The organism is Rhizobium sp. LEGMi-198b (assembly GCF_054114205.1).
The window spans coordinates 51,508-73,735 of record NZ_JBSYVH010000015.1; the positions used below are offsets into that span (position 1 = coordinate 51,508).

The window sequence follows — 22,228 nt, forward strand, 5'->3', positions numbered from 1 at the left end:
GTTTTGGTCGGCTCAATATCCCTGTACCGGCAGCGGCGCGTCCGGATTGCGCTGGAACCACTCGATATCGCGGGCCACCTGGTCAAGCTGATCCTGGACATCGCGCTGATTGCGGCGGATATCGTGAAGCTGGTCTTCCAGGTCCTCGATCTGTCGACGCAAATCCGATCTGTCCTGATCCTTTGCCTCCCTGAGTTTCCTTGAAAGGGCGTCTATGTTGGATTCCTTGAATCTTTGGTCGTCCTGCATGGAGCTCAGTTGCGATTGCAGCGAGTGCTGCCGGTTGCCCAGCCCATAGCCCCGCAGGAATCCTGCCGCAGTCGCCGGCGGGCAGACATTGGCATAGGCGCTGCCGGCCTGTCCGCTCGCAAGCCCGCTCATCGGCGTGCAGTAACGGACGAGGCCTGTCTGATAACCCTGATACCAGATCGTCTGGTCGGGCACGATCTTGGCCCTCTCGCAGGATTTGGCGTGGGCGGCGAAGCGCTGTTGCGGATCATATCCCGCCGCCCCATCGGTCTCACCGATGACCCGCCAGTCGGCGGCAATACATTCCTCCTTGGAAAGAGTATTGCAGGAAACCAGAAAAAGGCTGCAGCCGATGGCTGCAAGTAAAAGTAATAAGCGAAACATAGTGATCCATTAGGGCTAAAATAATGGAGCACACCGTAACTGCGAAAATCCCACCTGTCACCGCAGCCATGGCTGGAATCTGGCAATTCTGTGGTTTTTACGTGTCAAAACTACAGCGGCCATCTCCTGCAGATAGTCAGGTCGAATAGGAGGAGGTCGCCGCCTTTCTGAATCAGCCTGCGCAGCGCGATCTGAATGGCGATCTTGCCGTGTTGCGAGGGGACTATTCGGCCGATTGAGCAAAGGTCGGACGAAGATTGCGGTAGCTCGCTCCCGGATGCGGCGCAACGAGCCGTGGCCCGCTACCGCCGAGTTTTTCGCGCAACGTTCCCTGCCGATAATCGGTCTTGTAGACGCCGCGCCTTTGCAGCTCCGGCACCAGCAGATCCACGGCGTCCTCGAAGCTTTCCGGCGTTACGGCATAGGCGAGGTTGAAACCGTCAACGTCGGTATCCTCGATCCATTCCTGCATGAGATCCGCGACCGTCGAAGGCGAGCCGACGAACACCGGCCCGAAGCCGCCGACACCGACCCAATCGGCCATTTCTCGGACCGTCCATTCCTTGCTCGGATCGATCGTCGTGAAGGTCTCTACGGCCGATTGGACAGCATTGGTATGGCGGTGACGCAGCACTTCGTCCGGGCCGAACTGGCCGAAATCGATGCCGGTCCAACCCGAGATCAGCGTCAGCGCGCCTTCGAAAGACGCATAGTTTCGATATTCGTTGAATTTGCGCTGGGCTTCCGCATCCGTCTCGCCGAGGACGACGGTCTGCAGATTGAAGGCAAGTATGTCCCTCGGATTTCGGCCAAGTCGTTCTGCCGCCTGACGGACATTTGCGACATAGCGCTTCAGCACGGCCTTGGAGGGAGCGGCGACGAAAATGCATTCGGCATGCGCCCCGGCGAAATCCTTGCCGCGGCTGGAGGCGCCAGCCTGATAGAGCACCGGCGTTTTCTGCGGCGACGGCTCGCTCAGGTGAATGCCGGGAACGTTGAAATACTTTCCGGAATGGCGGATCGGATGCACTTTTTCCGGATGGGTGAAGATGCCCTTTTCGCGGTCGCGCACGACTGCATCGTCTTCCCAGCTCCCTTCCCAGAGCTTGTAGCAGACCTCGAGATATTCTTCGGCGAGATCATAGCGATCGTCGTGGTTCGTCTGTGCCGGCTGTCCGATGTTGAGCGCGCCGCTGTTCAAATAGGAGGTCACAATATTCCAGCCGACGCGTCCCTTGGTCAGGTGGTCGAGCGTCGAGATCCGGCGAGCGAACGTGTAGGGATGCTCGAAGGAGAGCGAGGCGGTCAGCCCGAAGCCGAGATGTTCAGTCTCGTAAGCCATGGTTGGAATGAGCTGCAGCGGATCGTTGACCGGCACCTGCGCCGAATGGCGAAGCGCGGCATCGACGTTTCCATTCAGCACGTCATAGACGCCGAGCACATCGGCTATGAACAGGCCATCGAATTTGCCGCGTTCCAGCGTCTTTGCCAGATGTACCCAGTAATCGAGATCCTTGTATGTCCAGGACCTGTCCCGCGGGTGCCTCCAAAGCCCTGGCGACTGATGTCCGACGCAATTCATATCGAAGGCGTTCAGCCTGATTTCTCGGGTCATATTGATTCTCCTCGGATTTAAGGATTGCTGCGGCCGAGGCCGTAAGTCAGCGCCAAGGCTCCTACGAGCACGGCACCTTTGATGAAATCCTGCGTGTAATAGGGTGCGTTCAGCATGGTGAGGCCGTTCAGAAGCACGCCGACGAAGACGGCGCCGACGATCGTCCCGAGTACGTTGGGACGGCGCAGATTGAGGACGGCAAAGCCGATCAAGGCTGCCGCAACCGAATCCATCAGCAACGATCCGCCGGAGGAGACGTCACCGCGGCCGACGCGGGCGGCAATGATGATGCCGCCGAGGGACGCCAGCGTGCTGGAGATGACATAGGCAAGGGTCTTCAGCCTCACGGTCGAGGCGCCTGCCAGCCGGGTCGCGATCTCGTTGCCGCCGGTCGCAAACAATAGCCGGCCGATGCGGGTGCGCTCGGTGAGGACGAAGAGGCCGATCGCGACGGCGAGCGTCAGTACGACGGACACGGGCACTGTGCCCGCAATGCTGTACCGGCCGATCGTTAGGAAGGCGGGATCATAGGCGCCCGTCGCTTTGGAGCCATCCGGTAGAATGAGCCCGGCGGAGATCGATCGGCCGGCCGTCGGTACGAGTTGCAGACCCGACAATAGAAACATCATTGCAAGCGTCGCCAGCAGATCTGGAACGCGAAGGCGAACGATGAGAATGGCGTTGAGGAGACCGATGATGGCGCCGAAGGCAAGCACCAGCGGCACCGTTGCGAAGGCATTGAGATGCCAGACGATCATCGCATAGCTCGCCGCCATCACGCTCGACGCGGCGACAGCGCCGATCGACAGATCGAAACCGCCGACGGCAAGCGTCACGGTCACGCCGGCGCCGAGGATTGCAACCACGGAGACCGCCTGCAGGATGCTCATCAGATTGCCGATATTGATAAAGGCAGGCTCGGCGGCGGCAAAGCCGATGAGCATCGCCGCAAGAAGGATGAAGACAGCACCGGCCCGCAGGAACGCGCCGATTGCGCTGAAGCTATAGCCGTCGTTTCCCGGCTGGCGCGTCGCGACCTTGGCTGGTGTGTCATTGTCGATCGTCGTCATGCTGAAATTCCTTGAATGACGGTATTGGCGGCCGCGCTGCCGGAAGCTGGCCGCAACGTGTGGCGGTCCATAACGAGGATCCTGTCGGCCACTTCGTAAGCCTCCTCGGGATCGGATGTTGCGATCAGCGTTGCACGATCCGTGCGGGATCGTATTGCCGCGATGATGTCGCGACGGGCGCCGACATCGACACCCTGGAAAGGCTCATCGAGCAGAAGCAATCGGCTGGGCTCGGCTTCCCATCGTGCGATGACCGTCTTTTGCTGATTTCCGCCGGAAAGCGTCCAGACGGAGGCGAGGGGGCCAGCCGCCTTGATGCCGAGGCGACGGATTGCCTGCTCGGCCTCATATTCCTCGCGGCCGCCGAGCAGGAAACCATGCGGATACCATCTGGCGAGATGCGGCAGGCTGATGGTCGCGGCCAGGGAGTTGCCGGGCCAGGCCGGAGGCATGAGCGAAGAACGGTGACGATCTTCTGCGGCCATGGCAATGCCGGCAGCGATCGCATCCGCCGGCGACCTTGGAAGGCGCGGCTTGCCGTCGAGAAACATTTCACCGCCCGCCAGTCGTCCAACGCCAAAGATCGCAGAGAGCAACCGGCTCTTTCCGGCGCCGAGCACGCCGGTAATGGCGACGACTTCACCTTGGCGAAGCGTCAGATCGAAGGGTTCGCTCGTCGGAAGGAGCTGCGCGTCACGTAGCCCGAAGACGATTGGGCCCGTCATCTCTCTGGCATCCGCCTGTGCGACATCCAGCTTCCGGCCGATCATGGTTTCGATTGCGGCAGAAGAATCGATTGGTCGAGCGAAGGCACCGACCACGCGACCGCCCCGCATGACCACTGCGCGATCGGCTATGGCTTCGATATCGGCGGTGCGGTGCGAAATGTAGAGGATGGCGAGCCCTTCGCTGCGGAGCCGCAAGAGGATATCGAAGAGCCGCCGGCTTTCCTGGAGAGACAGGCTCGCCGTCGGTTCATCCAGGATCAGCAGTTCGGCGCGGTGGGCGAGTGCGCGCGCGATCGCCACGAGCTGGCGGTCTGCAGCCGAGAGATCGCCGAAGTCGCGATCGAGGGGAAGAGAGATGTTGGCGGCGTCGAGCATCGCCTGGGCATCGCGACGAACGCTGCGCCGCGAGACGAAGAAGCGGGTGCCGCGATCGGCAAATTGGTTGAGCATGAGCGCGTCGGCGACGGTCAATCCCGGCGCTCCGATCAGATCTGTGGATTGATGAACCGTGACGATGCCGGCGCGCGCTGCATCCGACGGGCTGCGCGGCTTGAAAGCCTGACCGCTGAAATTGATCGTCCCGCCATCGGCTGCGATCACGCCGGAGAGAATTTTCACCAGTGTTGATTTGCCCGCGCCATTTGCGCCCATCAGCGCGACGATCTCGCCGCGTTCGATCGCCAATCCGGCGCCGGCAAGAGCACGCGTTGCGCCGAAGCTATGCGTTAGATTTTCGATTGTCAGCAGGGGCATCAAACGGCATTCCGGTGAGAAGCCTTGATACTGCTCAGCCGAGCCTCGAATCTCCAGGCAAGGCTTTGCTGCCGCGGTCAGCCGAAGGAAACAAAGAATCTAGCAATTTCGCCAAAATCAGATGATTTAATCTACTAAATTTATAGGCTTTATATCTAATAAATTTGCGTCGCTGGAGCTGCCGACCCGTGAGACGACGCATTTGATTGATCAAGAGGATCGCGACAATGAAACCCCTCGCACAGCTCGCTCTGTCTGCCGCTGCCATTCCATTCCTGTTTACGCAAGCTGCTGTTGCCGGAGGCATTGCCGGTGCGCCTGCTCCCTTCGACAAGGGCGGCGTCAAGGTTGCGCTGATTAGCTACATATCGGCAGGCGACTTTTTCCAGGCCTATCAGGCCGGTGCCGAAGCGCAGGCAAAGTCTCTCGACATCGACCTGCGTGTTTTCCCGGGACGGCAAGATGCCGCCGAACAGCGTGAGCAGATTTTGCAGGCCATTAATCTCGGTGTGTCCGGCATCGTCATTGACCATGGCTTGCCGGAATCGCTCGGCGACGTCGTGCAGCAGGCGCTCGACAAGGGCATCAAGGTTGTCGCATTCGACGTCAATCTCAACAATCCGAAAATCCCGCAGGTCGAGCAGAGCGACCACGAGATTGCCGACCTCGCCCTGAAACAGGCCGTCAAGGACAACGGCGCCAAGTTCAATGCCGGTTATGTCTATGTCGCGGGCTTTGCACCGCTCGATCGCCGCAACGAGATCTGGGACAAGTTCAAGGCCGAGAATGCGGGCGTCGTTGAAAAGGCCCGTTTCGGCAATGTCAGCGATACGACGGCAACGACCACAGCCGACCAGGCAAAGGCCGCGCTGACGGCCAATCCGGATATCAGCGTCGTCTTTGCGCCCTACGATGAATTTGCCCGCGGGGTAAAGCTTGCCGCTTCCGACCTCGGCATTGCCGGCAAATTGAAGATCTATTCGGCTGATGTATCGACCGCCGATATCCAGGAGATCACCGCGGATGGCAGCCCCTGGGTGGCGACGGTCGCGACCAATCCGGCCGTGGTCGGCGCGGTCTCGGTCCGTGCCGCGGCGCTGCAGATCGCCGGGCAGGATGTTCCCCACCAGATCTCGGTCAAGCCAGCGCTCCTGACCCAGGAGTCGCTGCGGGCAGCCGGCGTCAAGACGATCGAGGAGCTCGCGCAGAAAATCCCGGCTTTCAGCACCAGCGACGCCGCAACCGCAAGCTGGATCCCGGCCAAGCTTTTCTAGGCTCGGCCAGATCGATCTTCCGGTGACGATCGCACGACCGTCATCGGTCTTGTTTCATAGAACGGGAGTTCTCTATCCATGAGCCAGTCCAACGTCCTTTTCGCGACCAATCCGGGCACGACACGCAAGGACCTTTTCGCCAGTGCCATTGAGATATCTGCGGATCTTTCCAAGCGCGCCGCTGAACTCGATCGCGAGGGCCGACCTCCTCTTGCTGAGATTATCAAACTCAAGAAGGCCGGATTGCTGAACGCGCTGCATTCGCGGGAGATCGGCGGCGGCGGGCTGGACTGGGTCGATGGCCTGCGCTTGGTGCGCATACTTGCCAGGGGCGAAAGCTCCATCGGGCAGCTCCTGGGCTATCATTTCGTCAACAGCCAGTACATTTACTGGGCGCTTGATCCCGTGCGCGCCGAGGCGCTCGGCGAAGAGACGGTCGCGGAAAACCTTTATTGGGGAGCCGCCGTCAATCCGCGCGATCCGGGGCTGGTTCTAACACGGCGCGGTAGTGGCTATGTCCTGAACGGGCGGAAAACTTTTTCGACGGCCGCCCATGTCTCCGATTACATCAATGCAAACGCCGCATTGGACGACAAGATCGTCGGCTTCACCATCCGCACCAACCGGCCGGGCTATATCGCCAATGACGACTGGGACAATTTCGGCCAGCGCCTGTCGGACAGCGGCAGCGTCGATTTCCGCGACTTCCCCGTTTATGCCGAGGATATTGTCGGCCAGCCAGTCGCGCCGGATGCGGCACCCCCGGTGCTTTCGACCTTCAATACGCCTCTGATCCAGTTGGTTTTCGTCAATTTCTATCTCGGTACAGCCGAAGGGGCATTGCAGGCAGCGCTCGACTATGTGCGCGCGACGACGCGGCCCTGGGTCACGTCAGGCGTCGAGCGCGCCGCCGACGATCCCTATATTCTCGAACGTGTCGGAGAATTCACAGCTTCGCTAAAGGCTGCAGCGGCCTTGGCGGACAGTGCTGCCGCAGCCGTTCAAACGGAGCTTGCAAAGGGGCATTCCGTCACCGCCCGCGAACGCGGCGCGGCGGCGGCCGAAGCCTATGCTGCCAAGGTCCACGCGACCAATGTCTCGCTCGACATCACGTCTCGCGTCTTTGAGCTGACAGGCGCGCGCTCAACTGCCGACAAATACCGGTTCGACCGCTTTTGGCGCAATGTGCGCACCCATACACTTCATGACCCGGTCTTCTACAAAGCCAAGGAAGTCGGCGAATTCGTCTTGAACGACAAGATTCCGGACGTCAGCCTCTATAGCTGATCGGCGGCTTAGCCCTCAACGAAAGCCCCATGCCTAAAGGTAGGCATGGGGCTTTCGTTTGCCCGGGGAGGAATTAGAGAGCACCGTTTTTGGGCGGCAGGACGCCGTTCAGATAATAGTTGCCGACCACATGGTATTTCCAGCGCACGGGATCGTGGAGCGTATGCGTGCGGGCGTTGCGCCAGTGGCGATCGAGATTGAGGCCCGATTGCACGGATGAGGTGCCGGCGAGTTCGAAGAGGGTATTGGAAGCCTCGATGGCGATCTCCGTCGTCAACACCTTTGCTGCGGCTACGGCGATCGTCGCCTCGACGACCCTCTCTTCAGTCGTTTCGATTTGGGCAGCATCGACCTTGGTGCCGGCGCGTTCGACCTGTGCGGCTGCAGCCTCGAGCTTGATCGCGATCTGGCCGACCTTAGCGATCGTGAGTGGATCGTCCGACGCTTTGTCCACGCCGCTATCCATCCAGGGGCGGGACTTGGTGCGCACGAAGCTGATCGTCTCGGCGAAGGCGGCCCGCGCAAGACCGAGATCGACGCCGGCATGGATGATCTGGCCGACCGAGCCGATCGTCGTCGGTCGTTCGAACCCCTTGTGATGGCGCACGACCGCGTCGGCGCTGACGTAAACATTATTGAGAACAGTCGTGCCGCTGCCCGTCGTGCGTTGACCGAAGCCGTCCCAGTCATCGACGATTTCTACGCCCTCCGTCCCCTTCGGCACGAAAGCCATGACTAACCTGTCATCCGCATCAAGCGCGAAAACTGTGATCCAATCGGCAAAAAGCACGCCGGTCGAATAATATTTTCTCCCGTTCAAGCGGTAGCCGGAGCCGTCACCCACTATCCGGGTATTGTAGTGACCGACTGTTTTCGTTCCGCGCTCCGACAACGCATTACCGAAGCGGTCGCCGGCGAGCGCGCGGCCAAAGAAAAAGCGCTTCTGCTCGTCGCTACCGTCCGTTCGCAGCGCCTCCAGAATGTAGAAATGGTTTTGAGGGATCTGGCCGATGGAGCCGTCGGCCTCAGCGATGATCGCCGTCACTTCGGCGAGCACCGAATTCGACACGTCCAGCCCCCCATATTCGGCGGGCACGGCAATTGCGAGAAGCCCCGACTGTGACAGTTGATCGAGCTCGTCGAAAGGCAGAATGCGATCAGCATCCCGCCGGGCGGCGCTCGCTGCGAACCGATCGGCGAGTGTGCGGGCCGCCGCAAGCGCCTCTTCGTCGCTTTCCAATCGAGTGGGCACAAGACGGGTAGGCGCTATGCGTCCCGTTATTACGGTCATGGGGGCCTCCTTGAAACAACGGGTAATAGGTGCGCGAAGTCGGCGCATTTCTTAAGGCGGTAATTTCTATAGTTTTAATGCAATTTGGAAAGTCTTGCTCCGGCGGCCCGTGCTCGACACGTTGAGCGGTGCAATGGAGCACGATGGGGCAGGCCATCGAGATTGCGCGGGCCTTCTTGCAATCCTTCGGGAAGCCGCTGCCTTGGCAGGACATTGGAGACGCTAGCGTTGGCGAACCGCGACCTTGCTTCCTAGAATGCAACACGCCTCGTTCCGCTCGCGGCATGCCGTTGCTCGATTGCAATCACCCTGAACCATCTTCTTCTGCAATTTGCGGATAAAATAGAACACTAATTCTATGTATTAAGCGTGAAGCTTCATACCCTCGGCAAATCTTGCATAGAGGGTCTGACATGAGCACTACGAAAAGGTTTGAGGTTACAAGGCCGCTGGGCGCGTACTCGCGTACCGTGGAGATATCCCGATGAGCTCCGCTCCCGAAAAGGTCAATGTTCTGTGGTTTTTGCCAACCCACGGCGATAGCCGCTATCTCGGCACCTCGTTCGGCGGGCGCAACGTGGATCTCGCCTATTTGAAGCAGGTGGCCCAAGCAGCGGATTCGCTTGGATATTACGGTGTGCTGATCCCGACCGGCAAAAGCTGCGAGGATAGTTGGGTGGTTGCCTCAGCGCTGGCGCCGCTGACGGAGAAGCTGCGCTATCTGATTGCCGTGAGGCCAGGTCTGCTTTCGCCGACGCTCGCCGCGCGTATGACGGCGACGCTCGACCGCATCTCGGAGGGCCGGCTTCTGATCAATGTCGTCACAGGTGGCGATCCCGTCGAGAACAAAGGCGATGGCATCCACTATGCGCATAGCGAGCGTTACGAGATCACGGAGGAATTTCTCCACATATACAAGGCGCTGCTGCGTGGCGAGACGGTGAACCATAAGGGAAAGCATTTCGACATCGAAAACGGCTCGGTGCTCTACCCTTCGTATCAGACGCCACATCCGCCGCTTTATTTCGGTGGCTCTTCCGGCATCGGGCAGGAAATTGCCGCCCGCACTATCGACAAGTACCTGACATGGGGAGAGCCGCCGGAAGAGGTGGCGAAGAAAATCGCCGAGGTGCGAGCGCTGGCAGACAGGGAGGGCCGAGAGGTTACTTTCGGTATCCGGCTGCACGTTATCGTGCGTGAGACGGCCGCAGCGGCATGGCAGGCGGCCGAAGACCTCATTCAATTTCTGGACGACGAGACGATCGCCAAGGCACAGAAAGTGTTCGAGCGAATGGATTCCGTCGGCCAAAACCGCATGAGCCGCTTGCATGGCGGTCAGCGAGACAAGCTCGAGGTCAGTCCAAATCTATGGGCAGGTGTCGGCCTGGTCAGAGGCGGCGCAGGCACCGCGCTCGTCGGCGACCCGGATCAGATAAAGCAGCGGATGGAAGAATACCGCGAGATCGGCATCGATACCTTCATCATGTCGGGCTATCCGCATCTGGAGGAGGCCTATCGCTTCGGCGAACTGGTTCTGCCTCATCTGCCACTTGCCCATCCCGTCAAGGCCGCAAGTTCATTGGTCAATACCGGTCCATTTGGCGAGACCATCGCCGGTGATCACAAGCCGGCATTCAAAAGGCAGTAAGGCGGGACGGGAAGAGGTCGTAGAACTGCGGTTGGACGAACCGCCGGCCGAGTCCGAAACTGCATCGGACCTCGCTCGCCGGCGGCCGCCAAAATGCTGGTGGTCGCCCATGAAGTCAGTGGATGTCACACAACCGAATATTGAGCTTCGAGGAAAAATGTCTATTTTTCCGTGCTGAAAAATGTGGGCGCAAAGTCGAACCCCAGGATTTTGCGAGGCTTCCGCTTCGCCCTTGCTTTGCGGATGCCTACGCAACCACTCGGAGTTTCAGGCTGACAATGATCACATCCCCGACGATACAGCTTCCCCAGAGAGCTCTCATGCTTGCTCAGGGCGTGATTTCAACGCCGAAAATCAGCTACTTCTCGTTGCTGATAGTGATCGGCCTGACCGTTTTCATGGCGGTTTATGAAGTGCCGGGCATCCTGAGGGATTGGGTGATCAATCAAAATCCCGTCATGCTTGATAGCGGGGATATTCGCGACGGAAAATGCTCGACCCAAAAGGGCTTCTTCACCACCTGCTCGGCTCATCTCAACTATACGTACAATGCTCAGACCTATGACAAGGATGTCGAGATCATGTTTGTCGACCTCCATGTCGGTGATTATGAAACGAATCTCGTCATTTCCGGGGACCACCCGGATTTGGCGACCCTTAGCCTCGGCATTGATATGCTCTGGAACCGAATCATAACGCTTGTCGTTTTCGTTGCTGTTCTCGGCGGTGCCTCCATCACCATAATTTTTCAGATCTTGCGCGCCATGCGTGTCCGCGGGCAACTGCGCCATCCCGCTCAACTCGTGCCGGTCCCGGTGGAAATCACGGCATTCGATCGGCGGCGCGAGCGATTGGCGGTGACTTATGCGGATAAGATAGCCGGCCGAAAGACCGGACGAACGGCGCAGACACAATTCGAGCCCGGGCAGGAACCTCTGCTCATCGGCGAAAAGGGCGGCAAGGCCGTGGCACTCGCCGTGTGGCATGGAGGCACGGCTCTACCGGTGCTTCTCGATGAGCGTCTGGAGCGGATTGATATGGCGGCGGAAGAGCGAGCAAAAGCCCTTGCGCCGCTGGTTACCGAACTCGGCGGGCGTCCACCGCAGCTCCTCGCGCAGAGAAAGAAAGGGCCGACCATCTGGGTGCGGTTCGCCAGATTCTTCCTCGTCGTGCTGCTGATCGTCGGCTGCGTTTTTGGCTATTGGCTCTGGTATGTGACCAGTGCGGATTCGCAGTTCACTTCGCCTGCCATGGATCTCAACAATATGATGCCGGCTCCCCTTAACCGATGGGGGTGCGATCAGCTCAAGAAGCGTTTCGGTGATCAACGGGCGCCTTTCGGATGCACCGCTTCAGACTACACGAGCTGGAAGTGATGGATTGAATTCTACCTGACGCGGGCTCCTTAAGAGCTCGCATTTATCTCGGCATGATGTCCATTCGCCGCCAGTCGAGCACGACAAACGAATATCCAAAGGGCGGCTCTAGCCGTCTACTTGGCAAATGAGGTTTGTGGGTCGACGCCTAGTCAGAATTATCCATTTTTTTCGTGCCATATCCATATTGCGCAACAAGGGCGGTGCGGGATGGCATGCACAGCATTCCATTAAACTTTTCAAGGGTTAATGCACCTGCAGCACCGACCCTCGGATATCCGGACGCTGAGCGCTGCAGTCTCCGCTCGAATGAGTCGCGCGGCTCTCCCAATGAGAACTGACCGGATGGATGGCAGTTCTCGTTGCAGCCACGAGGATCTCCATGAAGCTGCCCTTACTTTCGCGCAATGCCTCCCATGTTGAGTGGCAGCCGGAGGGCGCCCTCACGGCAGCCAAGTCGGTGGTTTCCACGAGCGCCAATCCGATCGACATGCCGAAACTCGCCGAGACCGCCCCGCGCGACAAACGCCACTCCTCGTTGGAGGGATATATCCGCTCCATCGGCCGGCACTATGTCGCCGCTGTGATTGTCATGACGATGCTGATCGGTGCGACGTATCAGACCGTCGAGATCGCACTCGATCGCCATTCGCTGCAGCAGGACATCAGCTATCTTACTGGGCGCCAGTTCATCCGCTTTCAGCAGCTTGCCAATCAGACGCGCGCCGTTATGAGCGCCTCGATCAACCCGGACATGCCTGAATATATCATCGAGCCGATGGTTGAGGACGTTCGAAAGGCAATCGGCGACATCCGCGCCATGAGCGGACAGCTAAATGAGCTGCATGACAGGTTGGAACGGAATCTGCTTGAGAAGCTCAATCCGCGCGATGTCGCAGCGGAAAAGATGCGGGTCGAACTTGCCGGGCGACTGGAGGATTTTCTCGAACGGGCCGACAGGGTCGTGTCGACAAAATTGGAAGACAGGCGTCAGCGCTATTCCTTCTGGGGGCCGATCGACTTTGCGGCGTCTTCAGATAGCTTCCTCATGCGTCGGTTCAGCGAGTTGATCGACAGTTCGCATGATCGCAGCGATGGAAGCATAGATCATGCGCGCCTGATCAGCGCGGTGCTCCTTGCCCTGACAGCCACGGCGCTCATTCTGGCGACTGCTGTCCTCTTTATGCCGCTTCTGAAGAAGCTTCGCAACGAGCACCGGCGAACCATGGATTTCGAGACCAGGTTAACCCATCAAGCCCACACCGATGCGCTTACCAGTCTCAACAACCGCTCTTCCTTCAATGAAGCGCTGAACCAGTCTTTTGTGTCGCTCGCCCAAACCGGTACGGGCTTTTCGATGCTGCTGGTCGACCTCGATCATTTCAAGGGAGTCAACGACAGTTCGGGACATCCGGCGGGCGATGCGGTGCTGCGCCATGTCGCTCACACGCTTAAAGGAACCTTTCGTTCCACCGATATCGTGGCGCGGCTTGGTGGCGACGAGTTTGCCATTCTGCTCCCCGGGCTTTCCGATCTTACGCCGCTGGAAGCGCTCGCCAAGCGCGCGGTCGCAGCGATTGCAACGGAATTTCGTTTCGACGGTCGGGTTCTACCGGTCTCAGCCAGCATAGGCGGAGCGGTTGTACCGACGCATGCCGCAGAGGAAGCAACGCTGATGCGCGTTGCCGATCTGGCGCTTTATGCCGCCAAAGCCAAGCGCAATACCGCAGTGATCTTCGACGAAGCATCCCTTGCGCAACGTCTTGAGGAGAACCAACTCGCAGCCGCCCTGGCCTTCGCGGCTGACCGCAACGAATTCGTGGTCCATTATCAGCAGAAAGTGAATCTCGAATCCGGAGAACACCTGGGCTTCGAGGCGTTGGTGCGCTGGCATCATCCTCGGCTCGGCATCCTCCCGCCGGGGCGCTTTCTGCCGCTCATGGAGGGATCCCATTTCATCAGCAGCATGACGCGTTGCGTGGTCAATATAGTCGCACAGGACCTCAAGGCATGGAAGATTGCCGGGCTGCGTCCTGGATCAGTGGCCGTCAACCTTCCGGAGGTCCTGCTGGTCGGTGGCGACGGCTATGATCTCATTGCTGCAGCGATCAAAGCCAACGAGCTCGAATGGGCCGATTTTGCCGTCGAAGTGACGGAGGATGTGTTCCTCAATCGTGGCTCCAGCCAGATATTGGAGACGATCACTCGCTTTCGAAAACGAGGCATGTCGGTGTCTCTGGATGATTTCGGCACCGGCTTCGCGTCACTCGTGCATTTACGTGACTTTCCATTTGATGAACTGAAAATCGACCGCAGTTTCGTTGCCCATCTCGGTAGCGATGTCCGATCGGAGCAGATCGTGCGGGCGATGATCGATCTTGCCCGCAGTCTCGGCAAGCGCTGTGTCGCGGAAGGCATCGAAACCGAAACGCAGCGCGATTTCCTTCTGCGCGCCGGCTGCGAGATCGGTCAGGGCTATCTGTTTGCCAAGCCCGAACCCGCCTCGGCGGCGGTTGACCGCCTGACTGTCCCTGACCGGGGCACGCCCATCGCACCGCTGCGCAAGCGGCGGGTCGTAGCATGACCTTCAAAAGGACTTCCGCATTTGGCGGATCGAACGACACTTATCGATGACGGAACAGCAGATGAATAGAACGATGCGGGCATGGCTTGCGGTTGCTTTGATGGTCACAGGCACTTCGATGCCGGCGCTTGCCGGCGAGGGAATGTCGGTGGACGTCGTGCATTTCTGGATATCGAAAAGTGAATCTGCAGCGCTCGATGTGTTTCGAAAAGCCTGGACGGCGTCTGGCAATCAGTGGGCTGACATGCCTGCCCAGAACAAGGTCGCCGTCCAGCGTGTTGTCAGCGACCGGATCGCCAATGGGTATCCGCCGGCGGTGATGCAATGGAACGCGAATATCGGATCGCGCGAACTGCCAGAGATGGGAATCGTGCAGGATATCGACGACGTTGCGCAGGCAGATCACTGGCGTGACATCATTCCCGCGACGGTCTTTGAGCGGATATCGTACCAAGGGAAAGTGTACTTCGCGCCGACCAATATTCATGCGGAAAACTGGCTATGGACAAGCAGAAAGGTATTCAATGATGCCGGCTTGAGCGTACCGGCATCCTGGGATGATATTTTCACCATCGCCGAAAAGATCAAAGCCGCCGGACATGTTGCGATTGCACTCGGCGGTACACAGTGGGAAGTGTCCCTCATTTTCAACGACATCATCTATCATAAATTCGGACCCGAGGGATATGCGCGCCTTATGAGTGGTGACGCGGCCTTGGTCCACGATCCGCGTATGATCGAGGCATTGGAAATGCTTTCGCGGTTGTCGCAGTATGTGGAGCCGTTCGCCACGCGAAAAGACAAGACCTGGGCAGATGCCACGGCGGCGGTTGGTGCTGGTCAAGCTGGCATGCAGTTCATGGGCGATTGGGCGAAAGGCGAACTTATCGCACGGGGCTATGCGGTCGATGATGACTTCGACTGCTCGCTCGTTCCCGGCACCTCAATTGCGTATTTCATGGTCATCGATGCCTTCGCCTTTCCGCTGACGAACCGCGATGGCACAGCAGATGCGCAAAAGGCGTTTGCGCGCATGATCCTTGATCGAGACAATCAAGTTGCTTTCAGCCGGATCAAGGGATCTCTTCCGGTTCGCACCGATGTCGATCCGACAGGTCTCGATCGCTGCGGTCAGCTTGGATTGCAAATGATCCGGGCGAAGAAGGGCGAGGTCAGCGCCCAGTCGCAAGCAATGCCGAGCCAGATGTCGGAAGGCTGGATTGGCGTGGTCGGCGACTTCTTTAACAACAAGAACATGTCCCCCAGCGAGGCGCAGAAGCGGCTGTACGATATCTTGATGCAGCGATAAGCCGGGAGGATACGACGGCGCCTGGCTTCTATGATCTTATAAAACGGTCTCGAATAGCGGGATCAGGGCCGCACCGATTGCGCCGGGGGCATCGATGACCTGCGCCACGGCAAGCCTGGGGACGTCGCGCAATACGCCATGCCGAGGCAGATTGTTGAATTCCGTCCGTTCGATGAGCATTCTCGCCAGCGAATGCGGAAGCTCACCGCCAAGGACGATCAAGGCTGGGTCGAAGACCGCGCAGATCGCGTTGATGGCGCGATTGTGGGCCGGGGCGACGCGGTCGACCCATTCCGCAACGCCGTCCCAATCCATCAAGCGCTCGTTTTTCAGGTCCTTCAGCGTCAAATCAACCCGCCCTTTAGCGCGCAGATGTTCAAGCAAGAGGCTGAGTGCGGGGCGCTCCTCGTAGTCCGGACGGTTGAAGAGAACGGAAAATTCGCCGGCGTTACCGAAACTGCCGCGAAACGGCATGCCGCCGGAAACGAGGCCACCGCCGTAGCCATGCAGGTGGGCAATATAGGCGAAATCGGCGGTATTGCGGCCGACGCCGAAAATTGCTTCGGCTAAAGCGGCGGTTCTGGCGACATTGTCGGCCCAGACTGGCAAGCTGAGTTGCTCTCCAAGCACAGGCGCCAGGTCGATCAATGACCAGTGAGCAAGCGGCAAAGGACAATTGAAGGCCGTGTCCAGCATACGATGGCCTGCGACCGCCAGACCGACACCGAGGACGTTCCGCCGTTTGGCGCCACGGCGGGCAAGAAGCTCTTCGACCGCCGCTTCGATCCGCCCCATCTCCGCGGACAGCGACGATCCGGCCTGCGCGATCTCCATGTGTTCCAGGGGCTCTCCGAAACCCATGAGGCAGAGGCCGATCGTGCCGACATTCACCGAGATGCCGAGGGTCAAGCACCAGTCCCTGCAAAGAGTGAGCTCCGGGCTCGGCGGTCCGGGACGCCGAGTCTCCGATGGAGAAAAGACAATCATCCCCCGATCGTGAAGCCGCGAAACAATCCTATGCAACGATTGCTGGGTCAGATCGAGCGGCTCGGTCAGATCGGAACGCTCTATCCCGGGAGACTTCCAGATCAGTCGCAACAGATCTCGTTCATTGCGCGACGCAACACGCGATGGTTGAGCATCCCGCAAAAAATGTGCAGCCACATGGTTTAGAGGAACGTACTTCATTTTCGCATCATTTTGATTTACACTGCAAGTGTGAAACCTGCCGAGGGAAATGCTGTGCTTCTGTCAAACCGAGGATTGACCCCGTATTTGTAGGTCCTGCTTACCTCATCAAGGTCGGCCAAACCAGCCGAGATGAGGGCATTTTGCGGGACGAGGGGGACTATTTCCGGGTGTAGCAGGAGAGGGCGCTTGGCCGGCGGGTTGTGGAAAGGAGAAAGAATCGAGCTGCATGGTATGGTTGAGATCTGAAAATCCAGCGCGCCCCCGCGAGCGTGATTATGGCTTTACGCCGACGCATGAAGGCAGTGACTTCGAATCGATGGTGCAAGCCTTTACGACAGGTTATGGAGTCTTTGACGCGAAGCCGCTGGGCAATGATCGGGCCTTTTCCTGGGCGGCGGATCTGAGAAGAAGTGGAACGCTGACAGCGCTTCATTCGATCTACCGGACTCCCTGGGAAGTTCGAACGCTCGATGAAACTCCCCAACATCTTGCCTTCAATATTCCGCACACCGGATCCTTTCGAGTGAACGTCGGAAAGAGGACGGTCGAAGGTGGACCCGGTCGTATTCTCATGATCAACAACCATGAGGCTGGTGAGCGTGTCGTCCAAGGCGATCCGCACTGCTCGGACGTTCTTTTCCTGGATTGGAAAGTGGTGAGCCGAACGCTTGCATCGCTTGTCGAAGCGCCGATGCTCGAGTCGCTCGACCTCGACCCCGTTCTGGACCTCACAACGCCGGCGGGCAGGCTTATTGGCAACACGGCGCAAACAATCGTGCAGGGCATGCGCAATGGCGGCCCGCTTCTATCCTCGCCCCTTGCCGTGTCGACGATAAGCGAAACGCTCGCGCTTCTTGTGATCCGATTTGCCCAGCATCGTCTTTCCGGGCATTTGGAAAACAAGAAAGTGCATGGGATCGCACCTTGGCATGTCCGACGCGCTATCGATTATATGCACGCCAACATCGCCGAGCCCTTCACCATGTCGACGGTGGCGGATGAGGTCGGCGTTTCACTTCGCACGCTGCAAATGGGCTTCAAGGCCTTTCGGGGAACCTCGCCGGGCAACTATCTGCGCACAATCAGGCTGCAAGCCGCTCGCAACCAGCTACAAGATCCCCTAAACGAGCAGTCGGTTCACGAGGTTTGTACGACATGGGGCTTCTTCCATCCGGGCAGGTTTTCCGCAGTTTACCGCAGCGTTTTTGGGGAAAGCCCGAGAGATACACGCTTACGAGCCGCGGTTAACTTCTCTGAGGCCGCACAGGTTTTAGGTGCGCAGACGTGAGGGCTACGACATGCCGCTCGATGATTTCGATACAGGCTGTTCGGGCCTTGTGAGGCGTCATCGAGGGTGTTGAGACAACGGAAGAATTGGCCGCACTTAAGGATCTGGGTGGTCACATACTACGAGGTTATTTCTATTCGCCACCGGTGGGAGAATCCGATATTCGAGAATTTCTGACGAGTAGATGGCGAAAGAAGCAACCTGAGTTTGTCTGAATGAATGCAACATCCCTGACTACTTGCATTGCAGTGGCAGCACTGCTGTTCACCCATGACCGCGCCATTGCCGGATCGGAAAATTGGCATTGGTCACAGGATCCCGCCAGTCACTGCAAATTCGTGATCCCAACCTCCTTGACGATCGGGCCTACCTTTTGGACGGGCGCCTGCGTTGACGGCAAGGCCTCCGGGGCCGGCATGCTGCGGCGTCGGGACGGTGATCGTATTGGACCGGCATTCTTCGGGCAGATGCGAGACGGAGTTCCCGAGCTCGGTGTTGTTGACCTCGGTGATGGATATCGGGCCGGAAAGTTCAGCGGTGATGACATCGGCGACCAAACCGATCTTGAGCCTCAGGTGAGAATCGACGCATTTCGGATCGCGGCTGACGCCGCGCGGCGGGTCAGCTCCAAATACGCCGCGGAGAAGAATTCCGCTTCCGCAAAACACTACGAAGCCATTGCAAAGACGCTCGACCTTCAGATCGAATGACACGGTTCTTCTGAAGTCGCGGGAGGCGTTCGCGCCGCTCGCTCGCAACCGGCTGCCCTTATGCTAGCGCCTTGAAATAGTCGACCTTGGTCGGCGAGAGACGGGGCCGACGTCTAATGATGTCGGACGCCTTCTCGGCGATCATGAAGGTCGTCGCGTTGATGTTTGCGCTTGGGATCGAGGGAATGATCGACGCATCGACGAGCCGGACGTTGTCGGTTCCGATGAGACGCAGATCGAGATCGACCACCGATCGTGGGTCGTCCGCCCGTCCCATGCGCGCGGTTCCGCAAGGGTGATAGGAACTTGACGCGTCGGCCCGGATGAACGCTTGCAATTCCTCATCGCTTCGGCAGGCCTCGCCAGGCGCGTCTTCGCGAATGCGGAAGGGAGCGAATGCGGGCTGCGCTAGAATTTCGCGACTGAACTTGAGGCCTTGCAGCATCTCGAGGCGATCGCGATCGGTTGCGAGATAGTTGGGATCGATGAGCGGCGAATCTGCCGGATTGGACGAACGCAGACGCAGCGATCCCCGACTTTCCGGACGCATGGGACCGACGCCGAGCCGATATCCGCCTTTGCGGGAATCGGGAATCCAGTTCGGCCCGAAGAAGACAGGGAAAAAGTGAATCTGGAGGTTCGGATGCGTGACCGTCGGCTCGCTGCGAAGGAACGCTCCGACATGGCACTGATTGACCGAGGCGACGCCCTTCTTCAATGCGAACCACTGCATACCTACTGTCACCATCTTGTCGAGCCGGAGGTACTGGTTAAGGCTGTATTTGAGGTCGCATTCGACCTGAATGTGGGTTTCGATATGATCATGCAGATTTTGTCCGAGGCTCGGAGAGTCCAGGCGAACGTCGATGCCGAGTCGCCTCAAATCGTCGGCGGGACCGACTCCTGACAGCATCAGGATTTGCGGGCTTCCGAATGTCCCTGCGCTGACGATCACCTCCTGTGAAACATGCACATCCGAGATCTGACCGTTGCGTCTGATCCGGACGCCAATTGCCCGCGACCCTTGGAAAAGAATTTGCAGAACCTGGCAATCCGTCCGGACGTGCAGGTTCTTTCTGGAGGGCTGCGAATGAAGGTAGGATTCTGACGAGCTGGACCGGACGCCCTGGTTGACGCTGATGTCGAACCGGCCCATACCTTCCTGTCGGAATCCGTTGAAGTCCGAGACCTCCTCGTAGCCCGCCTGACGGCCAGCATCCAGAAACGCTTTGTTGAGCTCGCCGAGTTCCTTCTGCTGCTTGATCTTGACGTTGCCTTGCGAGGACCGGAACGGTTCCGTTCCCGCGTCCAGGCGCTCCACGCGCTTGAAGTAAGGAAGGCAATCGGCAAAGGACCAGCCATCGCAGCCGTCGTGTTCAGCCCAGTCGTCGAAGTCCTTGGGATTGCCGCGCAGAAAAACCATGCCGTTGATCGAAGACGAACCACCCAGAACGCGGCCTCGCGGCTGATCGATTTCGCGGTTGTTCAGGTGTGGCTGCGGAACGGTCTTGAACCAGTAATTATATTTACTCGTCGGCTTGAACGCCGAGCGCAGTCCTGCGGGCATCCGGATGATCCAGTTGCGGTCTGTCGGGCCGGCTTCCAGCAGAAGAACCGATGCGGTTCCGTCTTCGCTGAGGCGATTGGCAAGCACGCATCCGGCAGTTCCCGCGCCGATAATGATATAGTCGTACCCCTTGGACGGCGATGCTATCACGGTCAATCTTCCTTCCCTCTATCAGCTATGCCGTCTTCCGGCGTGTTTGCCCGTGCTCTGTGCCGCCTCATCAGGGTCAGCATCGTAGATGCCTCAGCCGGTGCGGCTGCAGCAGCAGGTCTTTCAAAACCGTCATTCTTCGGGAATTCCCGTCAGTACCAGCCGTCAGCCATCGAGGCTTTGCGTCTCGCCATGAAGTCGCAAAGGGCCTCGTTAACGGCGACGTCGAGCGGCGGCGCTTCGTAGGCTTCGAGCGTTCGTTTCCATTGGCGATTGGCGCGGGTAGCGATATCAGTCGATCCGCCTTCCTCGCTCCATTTCTCGAAGGGTTCGTTGTCCGAAAGCGTCGAATCCCAAAACGCGGTCTGGTAGTTCCGCATCGTATGGGCCGAACCCAGGAAATGACTGCCGGGGCCGACCTCTTCGAAGGCATCGAAGGCGAGCGTATTGTCGTCGACCGTGACGCCTGAGAGATAGGAATGCAGCGCGCCGCACAGGTCAGCGTCCATCACGAACTTCTCGTAGGACATGGCGAGAAGCCCGTCCAGGAAACCGGCCGAATGCAGGATGAAGTTCGCCCCGCAATGGATGGCGGACAGCATGGACATCAGGCCTTCCTGCATGGCTTGGCCATCAGGCAATTTGGAATTGGTGAAATTGCCTGCGCAGCGCAGGGGCAGTTTCAATCGTCTTGCAAGCTGACCGACTACCATGGAGCCGATCGCCGGTTCCGGCGTGCCGAAGGTGGGAGATCCTGAGCGCAGCGACATGGAGGAAAGGAAGTTTCCGAAGATGACCGGAGCGCCCTTGCGTTCAAGCTGTGTGAGCGCACAGCCCGCCAGCGTCTCGGCATAGGATTGGGCAATCGCTCCCGCATTGGTGACGGGGCCCATCGCGCCGCCAAGGATGAAGGGCACGATGACGGCTGCCTGATTGGCGCGGGCATAGGCCCGCAGCGATTTCGTCATCGTGCCGTCCCAGACCAGCGGAGAGTTAACGTTGACATTGCCGAGGATGACGCAGTTCTGGTCGACAAAGTCGGCGCCGAAGAGAATGCGCGTCATTTCGATCGAATCTTCGGCTCGCTCTTCTGCCGTGACGGAACCCATGAAGGGGCGGTCGGAATATTTGATGTGGCTATAGACCATGTCGAGATGGCGCTTGTTGACAGGCACGTCGACCGGCTCGCAGATCGTTCCGCCGGAATGGTGCAGCCAGGGGCTCGCCTGGGCGAGCTTGATGAAGTTGCGGAAGTCCTCGATCGTGCCGTAGCGGCGGCCCTTGTCGAGGTCCATGACGAAGGGCGAGCCGTAGGCGGGCGAGAATACGACCTTGTCGCTTCCGATCTGGACGCTGTTGGCGGGATTGCGGGCGTGCTGCGTAAATTCATGCGGAGCCGAAGCGACGATCTCGCGCAGCATGCCGGGTTCGAATTTGACGCGGACGCCGTCGACATCAGCTCCGGCCCGCTTCCAGTGATCGATTGCTGCCGGATCGTCACGGAATTCGATGCCGATCTCCGCGAGGATGCGATCGGCCGTCCGTTCGATCTTCTGGAGATTTTCCTCCGAAAGGATGTCGTAGGTCGGAATATTGCGAACGACATAGGGAACGCCGTGCGGCTTCGAGCCGCCATCGCGCCGCGCGGATCGACCGCTGCGTCCGCGTCTGCCGGCCTTTTCGTCGATTGCTGCTTCGGTCATATCCGCCTCCATAACCCGAATAGAGGCTAGGTCGACTTCGATGTTCTGTAA

The 22,228-nt window shown here is 59.0% G+C and carries 16 protein-coding genes; 8 read left to right on the plus strand and 8 right to left on the minus strand.

Annotation, left to right across the window (positions count from 1 at the left end):
- Window positions 1-12: 12 nt before the first annotated feature.
- The 4 genes from ACXHXG_RS31790 to ACXHXG_RS31805 all read right to left on the minus strand — a co-directional run bounded on the left by ACXHXG_RS31790 (window position 13) and on the right by ACXHXG_RS31805 (window position 4,799).
- On the minus strand, window positions 13-633 hold the full coding sequence (locus ACXHXG_RS31790; RefSeq protein ID WP_260304376.1) for a DUF2799 domain-containing protein: 621 nt from the start codon (window positions 631-633) through the stop codon (window positions 13-15).
- A 223-nt stretch (window positions 634-856) separates the two neighbouring features.
- Window positions 857-2,248 carry an LLM class flavin-dependent oxidoreductase gene (locus tag ACXHXG_RS31795; protein WP_260304375.1) on the minus strand — a complete coding sequence of 464 codons (1,392 nt, stop codon included), beginning with the start codon at window positions 2,246-2,248 and terminating at the stop codon, window positions 857-859.
- Window positions 2,249-2,265: 17 nt separating this feature from the next.
- A complete protein-coding gene (locus ACXHXG_RS31800) occupies window positions 2,266-3,318 on the minus strand; it encodes an ABC transporter permease (RefSeq protein WP_457901854.1) in 1,053 nt (350 codons plus the stop codon).
- Complete coding sequence (locus ACXHXG_RS31805; RefSeq protein WP_457901855.1) at window positions 3,315-4,799, minus strand: sugar ABC transporter ATP-binding protein; 1,485 nt, start codon at window positions 4,797-4,799, stop codon at window positions 3,315-3,317. The genes ACXHXG_RS31800 and ACXHXG_RS31805 overlap by 4 nt, the downstream gene beginning before the upstream one ends.
- Window positions 4,800-5,026: 227 nt before the next feature.
- On the opposite strand from ACXHXG_RS31805, the gene ACXHXG_RS31810 reads away from it, so the two are divergent.
- Complete coding sequence (locus ACXHXG_RS31810; protein ID WP_457901856.1) at window positions 5,027-6,073, plus strand: substrate-binding domain-containing protein; 1,047 nt, start codon at window positions 5,027-5,029, stop codon at window positions 6,071-6,073.
- A gap of 78 nt (window positions 6,074-6,151) precedes the next feature.
- On the plus strand, window positions 6,152-7,360 hold the full coding sequence (locus ACXHXG_RS31815; protein WP_457901857.1) for an acyl-CoA dehydrogenase family protein: 1,209 nt from the start codon (window positions 6,152-6,154) through the stop codon (window positions 7,358-7,360).
- A 73-nt stretch (window positions 7,361-7,433) separates the two neighbouring features.
- Here the strand turns inward: ACXHXG_RS31815 and ACXHXG_RS31820 are convergent, their stop codons facing one another.
- Complete coding sequence (locus tag ACXHXG_RS31820) at window positions 7,434-8,651, minus strand: SfnB family sulfur acquisition oxidoreductase (protein ID WP_457901858.1); 1,218 nt, start codon at window positions 8,649-8,651, stop codon at window positions 7,434-7,436.
- Between the two features lie 484 nt (window positions 8,652-9,135).
- Between ACXHXG_RS31820 and ssuD the strand changes: the two genes are divergently transcribed.
- The 4 genes from ssuD to ACXHXG_RS31840 all read left to right on the plus strand — a co-directional run bounded on the left by ssuD (window position 9,136) and on the right by ACXHXG_RS31840 (window position 15,568).
- A complete protein-coding gene (gene ssuD, locus ACXHXG_RS31825; RefSeq protein ID WP_260304369.1) occupies window positions 9,136-10,299 on the plus strand; it encodes an FMNH2-dependent alkanesulfonate monooxygenase in 1,164 nt (387 codons plus the stop codon).
- 320 nt (window positions 10,300-10,619) lie between these two features.
- A complete protein-coding gene (locus ACXHXG_RS31830; RefSeq protein ID WP_457901859.1) occupies window positions 10,620-11,675 on the plus strand; it encodes a hypothetical protein in 1,056 nt (351 codons plus the stop codon).
- Window positions 11,676-12,165: 490 nt separating this feature from the next.
- Window positions 12,166-14,259, plus strand: a complete 2,094-nt coding sequence (locus tag ACXHXG_RS31835) for a putative bifunctional diguanylate cyclase/phosphodiesterase (protein ID WP_457901870.1) — start codon at window positions 12,166-12,168, stop codon at window positions 14,257-14,259.
- A 46-nt stretch (window positions 14,260-14,305) separates the two neighbouring features.
- Window positions 14,306-15,568 carry an ABC transporter substrate-binding protein gene (locus ACXHXG_RS31840; protein WP_457901860.1) on the plus strand — a complete coding sequence of 421 codons (1,263 nt, stop codon included), beginning with the start codon at window positions 14,306-14,308 and terminating at the stop codon, window positions 15,566-15,568.
- A gap of 36 nt (window positions 15,569-15,604) precedes the next feature.
- Here ACXHXG_RS31840 and ACXHXG_RS31845 read toward each other — a convergent pair whose 3' ends face one another.
- A complete protein-coding gene (locus ACXHXG_RS31845) occupies window positions 15,605-16,756 on the minus strand; it encodes an ROK family transcriptional regulator (RefSeq protein ID WP_457901861.1) in 1,152 nt (383 codons plus the stop codon).
- A gap of 238 nt (window positions 16,757-16,994) precedes the next feature.
- Here ACXHXG_RS31845 and ACXHXG_RS31850 point away from each other — a divergent pair, with 238 nt between their 5' ends.
- Together ACXHXG_RS31850 and ACXHXG_RS31855 are read left to right on the plus strand one after the other, a co-directional pair.
- Window positions 16,995-18,047 carry an AraC family transcriptional regulator gene (locus tag ACXHXG_RS31850; RefSeq protein WP_457901871.1) on the plus strand — a complete coding sequence of 351 codons (1,053 nt, stop codon included), beginning with the start codon at window positions 16,995-16,997 and terminating at the stop codon, window positions 18,045-18,047.
- A gap of 215 nt (window positions 18,048-18,262) precedes the next feature.
- A complete protein-coding gene (locus tag ACXHXG_RS31855; protein WP_457901862.1) occupies window positions 18,263-18,757 on the plus strand; it encodes a hypothetical protein in 495 nt (164 codons plus the stop codon).
- 58 nt (window positions 18,758-18,815) lie between these two features.
- On the opposite strand, the gene ACXHXG_RS31860 is transcribed toward ACXHXG_RS31855, so the two are convergent.
- Entirely contained in the window at window positions 18,816-20,474 is a 1,659-nt protein-coding gene (locus ACXHXG_RS31860) for a choline dehydrogenase (protein ID WP_457901872.1), read from the minus strand.
- 152 nt (window positions 20,475-20,626) lie between these two features.
- Window positions 20,627-22,177, minus strand: coding sequence for a trimethylamine methyltransferase family protein (locus ACXHXG_RS31865; protein WP_457901863.1), 1,551 nt, complete (start codon window positions 22,175-22,177; stop codon window positions 20,627-20,629).
- Between the last annotated feature and the right edge of the window lie 51 nt (window positions 22,178-22,228).

Excerpts from the sequence above, each read along its gene's own strand:
- ACXHXG_RS31790 (WP_260304376.1), bottom strand. The coding sequence starts at position 633 with ATGTTTCGCTTATTACTTTTACTTGCAGCCATCGGCTGCAGCCTTTTT.
- ACXHXG_RS31795 (WP_260304375.1), bottom strand. The coding sequence starts at position 2,248 with ATGACCCGAGAAATCAGGCTGAACGCCTTCGATATGAATTGCGTCGGA.
- ACXHXG_RS31800 (WP_457901854.1), bottom strand. The coding sequence starts at position 3,318 with ATGACGACGATCGACAATGACACACCAGCCAAGGTCGCGACGCGCCAG.
- ACXHXG_RS31805 (WP_457901855.1), bottom strand. The coding sequence starts at position 4,799 with ATGCCCCTGCTGACAATCGAAAATCTAACGCATAGCTTCGGCGCAACG.
- ACXHXG_RS31810 (WP_457901856.1), top strand. The coding sequence starts at position 5,027 with ATGAAACCCCTCGCACAGCTCGCTCTGTCTGCCGCTGCCATTCCATTC.
- ACXHXG_RS31815 (WP_457901857.1), top strand. The coding sequence starts at position 6,152 with ATGAGCCAGTCCAACGTCCTTTTCGCGACCAATCCGGGCACGACACGC.
- ACXHXG_RS31820 (WP_457901858.1), bottom strand. The coding sequence starts at position 8,651 with ATGACCGTAATAACGGGACGCATAGCGCCTACCCGTCTTGTGCCCACT.
- ssuD (WP_260304369.1), top strand. The coding sequence starts at position 9,136 with ATGAGCTCCGCTCCCGAAAAGGTCAATGTTCTGTGGTTTTTGCCAACC.
- ACXHXG_RS31830 (WP_457901859.1), top strand. The coding sequence starts at position 10,620 with ATGCTTGCTCAGGGCGTGATTTCAACGCCGAAAATCAGCTACTTCTCG.
- ACXHXG_RS31835 (WP_457901870.1), top strand. The coding sequence starts at position 12,166 with ATGCCGAAACTCGCCGAGACCGCCCCGCGCGACAAACGCCACTCCTCG.
- ACXHXG_RS31840 (WP_457901860.1), top strand. The coding sequence starts at position 14,306 with ATGACGGAACAGCAGATGAATAGAACGATGCGGGCATGGCTTGCGGTT.
- ACXHXG_RS31845 (WP_457901861.1), bottom strand. The coding sequence starts at position 16,756 with ATGAAGTACGTTCCTCTAAACCATGTGGCTGCACATTTTTTGCGGGAT.
- ACXHXG_RS31855 (WP_457901862.1), top strand. The coding sequence starts at position 18,263 with ATGAATGCAACATCCCTGACTACTTGCATTGCAGTGGCAGCACTGCTG.
- ACXHXG_RS31865 (WP_457901863.1), bottom strand. The coding sequence starts at position 22,177 with ATGACCGAAGCAGCAATCGACGAAAAGGCCGGCAGACGCGGACGCAGC.